The sequence below is a fragment of the Pseudoalteromonas sp. BSi20652 genome (assembly GCF_000239855.1).
GTDB lineage: Bacteria > Pseudomonadota > Gammaproteobacteria > Enterobacterales > Alteromonadaceae > Pseudoalteromonas.
Map to the genome: position 1 here is coordinate 1 of NZ_BADT01000196.1, position 6473 is coordinate 6473.

At 39.7% G+C, this 6473-nt stretch carries 5 protein-coding genes; all 5 read right to left on the bottom strand.

Translation table 11 applies throughout. The features are described from left to right. Nucleotides 1-104: 104 nt before the first annotated feature. Nucleotides 105-404: an integration host factor subunit alpha gene (gene ihfA, locus P20652_RS03285; protein WP_002960690.1), complete on the bottom strand. Its 300-nt coding sequence runs from the start codon at nucleotides 402-404 to the stop codon at nucleotides 105-107. A gap of 2 nt (nucleotides 405-406) precedes the next feature. Further along, nucleotides 407-2794 (bottom strand): phenylalanine--tRNA ligase subunit beta, encoded by a 2388-nt coding sequence (gene pheT / locus P20652_RS03280; RefSeq protein ID WP_008171524.1) that lies wholly within the window; start codon nucleotides 2792-2794, stop codon nucleotides 407-409. A gap of 15 nt (nucleotides 2795-2809) precedes the next feature. Beyond that, nucleotides 2810-3790 carry a phenylalanine--tRNA ligase subunit alpha gene (pheS, locus tag P20652_RS03275; RefSeq protein ID WP_008171526.1) on the bottom strand — a complete coding sequence of 327 codons (981 nt, stop codon included), beginning with the start codon at nucleotides 3788-3790 and terminating at the stop codon, nucleotides 2810-2812. Between the two features lie 325 nt (nucleotides 3791-4115). After that, on the bottom strand, nucleotides 4116-4826 hold the full coding sequence (hda, locus tag P20652_RS03270; protein WP_193371792.1) for a DnaA regulatory inactivator Hda: 711 nt from the start codon (nucleotides 4824-4826) through the stop codon (nucleotides 4116-4118). Beyond that, nucleotides 4826-5881, bottom strand: coding sequence for a DUF2066 domain-containing protein (locus tag P20652_RS03265; RefSeq protein ID WP_008171530.1), 1056 nt, complete (start codon nucleotides 5879-5881; stop codon nucleotides 4826-4828). Before P20652_RS03265 ends, hda begins: the two co-directional genes overlap by 1 nt. Nucleotides 5882-6473: the final 592 nt, after the last annotated feature.

Here is a 6473-nt window from a genome sequence, read left to right on the forward strand (position 1 = left end):
AGTTCAATTTAATTCGTTAAATTGATCAAAGATTTATGCAGGTTGGTATAATTTAATAACTAGGTTATTCAGGCAAATAAAAAGGCAGCTTACGCTGCCTTTTTTTATTTTGCTTTGCTTGTGCCCACTTCTACGCGGGTTTTAAGCTTTTGACCTGGTCGAAAAGTCACCACGCGACGTGCCGAAATAGGAATATCTTCGCCTGTTTTCGGGTTGCGGCCTGGTCTTTCTTTTTTATCTCGAAGATCAAAGTTACCAAATCCAGAGAGCTTAACCTGCTCGCCTTTTTCTAGCGCTGAGCGGATTTCTTCAAAAAACGCTTCAACTAAATCTTTGGCATCTTTTTTATTGATCCCGAGCTTTTCAAATAGGTGTTCAGCTATGTCGGCTTTAGTAAGCGCCATATCTAGTCCCTCAACGATGCATTAAACTGTTCGGCCAATTCGGCCACCACGTTATCAACTACTAGATTGATATCTTTCTCTTCGAGTGTTCTATCAACCGCTTGCAGTGTTAGAGCAATTGCCAAACTCTTATAATTTGGCTCAATACCTTTGCCCTTATACACATCGAATAAGTTTAGGTCAACCAATTGATTTCCGCCAACTTTTTCGATCACGCTTAAAATGTCGCCAGATTTAACGCTGTCTGCCACTAAAATCGCGATGTCGCGGCGATTTGAAGGAAATTTAGACACCCCTTCTGCTTGCGGTAAATTTCTTTTTTCTATTGCTGACATTTCAATTTCAAAAACAAAAGTTGCGTTGTTGATATCTAACGACTTTTGAGCTTGTGGATGTAAAGCACCAAAAAACCCAACCTTTTTGCCATCAACATATATCACTGCTGATTGACCAGGGTGAAGTCCATCTGACTGCTCTGCTTTTATTTCAAAGCGAGTAACGTCATTAGTAATTGCAAGTAAGGCTTCAACATCACCTTTTAGGTCATAAAAATCAACGTTACGTTTTTCTTCAACCCAATGTTCACCATTTATAAGACCCGTAATAACGCCGCCAATAACCGGGACTTGGTAAACACCATTTTCTGCACTTTCGTCGCTTATAAATTTAAGACCATGTTCGAATAAACGAATACGAGGCTGTTGGCGATTTTGATTATACGCTACAGACGCTAATAAGCCCGGCATTAAACTTACACGCATCGCTGACATTTCAATTGAAATAGGGTGCGGTAATACCATTGCTTTACACTCTGGGTGTAAAATAGCTTGTGCTTTAGGGTCTACAAAGCTGTATGTAATTGCTTCTTGGTAACCACGAGTCACTAACGTATTGCGGAACTTGCTAAGCGCAATAGTTGCTTCGTTATGTGTCGTCATTTTAAGTTTTGCAGTTGGTGCAACATTAGGAATGCTGTTGTAACCGTAAACACGTGCTACTTCTTCAATTAAATCTTCTTCGATGCGAATATCAAAACGGTAGCTTGGTACGTCCGCACTCCAGCTTTCATTTTCTACTTTAACATCAAGACCTAAACGCGTAAGAATATCTGTTACTTTAGTATCTTCAATATGATGACCAATAACACGGTCTAAACGTGCACGGCGAAGACGTACTTCAGTCACTTTTGGTAATTTGTCAGCCGCAACAGCTTCAACTACAGGACCTGCTTGACCACCTACAATCTCAAGAAGAAGTGCTGTTGCACGTTCCATTGCATCATGTTGTAGAGCAAAATCAACACCGCGTTCATAACGGTGTGAAGCATCAGTGTGTAAACCGTAGCTACGTGCTTGCCCTGCAATTGCTACAGGATTAAAAAACGCGCTTTCAAGTAATATATCAGATGTTTTATCTGTAACACCTGATTGCTCCCCACCAAAAATACCCGCTATTGCAAGTGCTTTATTATGATCGGCTATCACAAGTGTTGTGTCGTTTAATTTAGCGGTGTTACCGTCTAATAAAACAATCTCTTCACCTGCATTTGCACTACGTACTTTAATACCACCTTCAATCGCATTTAAATCAAACGCGTGCATTGGGTGACCAAGTTCAAGTAATACATAGTTAGTAACATCAACTACTGGGTCGATTGAACGTACACCACTGCGACGTAGCTTTTCAACCATCCAAAGCGGTGTTGCTGAATCAAGGTTAATGCCCTTTATCACACGACCAAGGTAACGAGGACAAGCATCTTCGTTAACTAGCTCAATTGATACTTTGTCATCAATTGTTGGAGTAACAGCCGGAATATCTAATACGTTTACGTCAATACTATTTAAAACGCCTACTTCGCGTGCTAGACCTTTTATACCTAAACAGTCACCACGGTTTGGTGTTAAATCAACATCAATAATATTATCATCAAGACCTAGGTAATCACGTAAATCAGTGCCTACTGGTGCATCGCTTGGCAATTCCATAATGCCGTCGCCCTCTTCGCTAATACCTAGCTCAACAAAAGCACATAGCATTCCGTTTGAAGGTTGACCGCGTAGTTTGGCTTTTTTAATTTTAAAGTCACCAGGCAGTACAGCGCCTACAGTTGCAACAGCAACTTTAATACCTAAACGACAATTTGGTGCACCACACACGATATCAAGTAGCTCATCGCCCCCTACGTTAATTTTGGTAACACGCAGTTTATCTGCATCAGGGTGTTGCCCACATTCAACAACTTCACCAACAACTACGCCATTAAATTTGGCAGCAGCAGGCTCAACGCCATCCACTTCTAAACCAGCCATTGAAAGCTGTTCCGAAAGAGCTTGCGTATCAATAGCAGGATTAACCCACTCTCTTAACCACTTTTCACTAAATTTCATTTTATTGTTTCACTCTTAACGGAACTGGTTCAGGAATTTTAAGTCATTTTCGAAAAATGCACGCAAATCGTTTACGCCATAGCGCAACATAGTTAAACGCTCTACACCCATACCAAAGGCAAAGCCGGTGTATTTTTCTGGGTCAATGCCCACAGACTTAAGTACATTTGGATGTACCATGCCGCAGCCTAATACTTCTAACCACTTACCGTCTTTACCCATAACATCTACTTCAGCTGAAGGTTCTGTAAATGGGAAGAATGAAGGACGGAAACGAATTTCCATATCTTCTTCAAAAAAGTTACGTAAAAAATCATGTAAAATACCTTTTAGCTCAGTAAAGCTGACATCGGTATCAACCATTAAACCTTCAACCTGATGGAACATAGGTGTATGCGTTTGATCGTAATCGTTACGATATACACGCCCAGGTGAAATAATGCGCAGTGGTGGCTGCTCAGTTTCCATAGTACGAATTTGCACGCCACTTGTTTGTGTACGTAGTACTAATTTAGGATTAAAGTAAAAGGTATCATGATCAGCACGTGCTGGGTGGTGCTCTGGAATATTTAGCGCATCAAAGTTATGAAAATCATCTTCAATTTCTGGACCTGATTTAACTTCAAAACCTAGCTCACCAAAAAAGCTTTCTATGCGCTCAATAGTGCGCGTCACTGGGTGTAAACCGCCAGCAGGCATAACACGCCCTGGTAGAGTTACATCTATAGTCTCAGCAGCTAGTTTTTCTTCAAGTGCTTTACTAGCTAACAATTCACGCTTTTCGTTGATAGCAGCTTGTACATCTTGTTTAGCTTGGTTTATAACTTGGCCTGCTTCTTTACGTTCTTCAGGTGCTATTTTACCTAACGTTTTTAGTAAGCTAGTGATTTCGCCTTTTTTACCAAGATAATTAACCCTGATATCTTCTAATTGCGCTATTTCACTGGCACTGGCTACCGCCTCAAGTGCTTGCGCTAATATGTTTTCTAAGTTCATTCGATACCTGATCTTTCACAGAAGGTGATTGCTTAAGAGCGTGTTGGCCTTTCAAGATTGCTTTACAACAATGTGATTGGTTCTTAAAAAAGGCTAAGTACTAGGGTGTAGTCTCTGCCAAATAAAAACCAAACACGTGCTGTTCGAAGTGTTTTAGCTAGGGAGGCTTCTCTTTGTTAGTCTGGTTTAGCATATAAATAATATGCTAAAGTCCTTACGACGCGATTCAAGCACTCTTAAGTTAAACAAATTCCAATCAGGAAAGGTAAACACGCTCTGATAATAGCTTATGATAACTGAAAGCAGGGTCTAGATTCTAGACCTACTAGAGCTTTAACGTTGATTTTATAAAAGGAATAGTTAATTTTCGCTGTGCAGCCATAGATGCATGATCTAATTTGTCGAGTACATCTAATAAAGCACGCATATCACGGCTTAAACGTGTTAGTAAAAAGCGTGCACACTCATCACTTAATTCAAGGCCGCGCATATGAGCGCGCTTAACAAGTGCTTGTGCTTTATCGTCATCACTCATAGAACGAATTTGAAAGGTTGTCCCCCATGTTAAACGAGACTCTAAGTCAGGCAACGAGATATTGAGCATGCTTGGGAGTAAATCGGCAGTTACTACTAACATTTTTCCGGGTTCGTTAAACCGGTTAAAAAAGTTAAATAGTGCTTTTTCCCATGCATCATTGCCTGCAACTAAATGCACGTCATCAATACATAGAACATCAAGCGCTTCTAAACCGTCTAATACCATAGGCCCAAAGTCAATTACTTCGCGCATAGACAGCAGCATATTAGATAAGCCACGCTCTTGTGCTTTAATGCAGGTTGCATATAAAAGGTGAGACTTACCCGAATCACCTAACCCACATAAATAGGTATACTGAAATATTTTTGCTAGCTTCGAAAAACTATCTTTTAAATGATTTACTTCAAGTGAATCTTCACCACCAAAATATGATGCAAAGGTCTCATCATCCGGCAACGTAACGGGGAGTGCCATTTGCATAGGTTCGCAGCTTAACACTATTGTTTAACCCACTGGTATTCAAGACTGTTTTTATTAACGACATGATAAAAAGCATGCGGATCTTCATAATCTTTAAAAGAAGAATCAAGCCCCAACCCTTTTTTAAGATCACTTAGACCACCCGTGTGACTTAGTTTAAATTCTACTAAGTCTGGGGTTTTGCGAACAATTGTAACTTGAGTAACGACACTTAAACTTAACAAGCTTCGTTTTGCTAATTCAATATCAACAAAGTTTTCTGTACCTTTTAATGTTAAAGTAGCTGCAGCTTGTTCATAATAAGCATTTGGATCAATCGCATACTCACTTGCCAGGCCTTGCGCTAAAGTATCAATCATTTGGCTCACTATTTGCTGCTTATCACCCGTTAATCTATTTGAATCAAATTGATCATCATTAGTAAAACGCCAATCTAAGATCCAATTTTCACTATCCGCTCCTTTATACATTCTTGCTGTAATACTTCGCTCAGCACTATAGCGCCTAGAGGCCTCTTCTACTGGCTCTGAAAAATTCCCCCACACCTCAGGAATCCCAACTAAACGTCTATCTTGTAAATCGAGTAATGGGATGACTACTGGTAAACCACGGCGCCCAGCTTTGCTATAAATCAACTGCTCTAACTGCGGATAACTCTCTTGGGTCACCAACTCTCTGCGCCAATTGTCTTCAATACCTAACCATATTGCGACTAATGGACGTTGTACTCCCCACAAAGGTAAGTTTAACTCTTTGATTAACGCATTGATCTTTCGAGCTTCAAATTTAACAACGAGTTGCAATTCTCCATTTACTCTCTCATCATATTCAAACTTAAGCATATAATCAGAAATATCTTTAGTGCGTTGTTGTGCTAATTTATTTTGATCCGCTGTTTCATCACCGCTTACTTTCACTAACACATTGAGCAAAGCTTTACGACTCGCTGCTAATCGAGTATCTCGTGTTTTGTCATCCACTTTTAAAATATCTTGATATAGATCAGTTACTTCAACTGCCGAAGCAGAAAAACAAAATAAAATGGATATGGCGATAATTAATAATCTATACACAGGCTGTTAGTTCTTGGTTTTAAACTGATTTGATCCTAAATCAAAGACACTAACAAAGCAAAATTAAATTTGTTATCTAAGGAAATGAAAATAATTAGCTTTTATAAAATCTAAAAAAGATTGAATATGAATAAGATAGTTAAGTGAGTAGTACGCTATTCACCTACCCTTAACTGTATTGCAAGATCAAAAACGCGAATCTTTCGGGTCTAGTTTGATAATGAAAATATTTAATGTAATACCTCCATAACATTACAAAATAGGTGCCCATTATTCAACCACATTTCATTTTTATGCAGCCGTAAAAAAGCCCGAATCGTTAAATTCGGGCCCACTACAATGTGAAGTCAGTGCGCTACGCAATAGAATGTCGTAGTGCCCACAGCAGTAGAAAGTCACGTAGCAAATGCTACTTTATTGGCCGACTGGGGTATTGAGGGTTTTTGTTGTGATTCTAGCGTCGGGAGTCGCTGCGCTCGCCCGACCTACGTGATGGATGTTGCTGTGAGTGTGTGTTAATTGCGCGTATTTCACTTTTCTGCAGACGTAAAAAAGCCCGACTATTTCTAGTCGGGCTTTCTACAATTTGAAG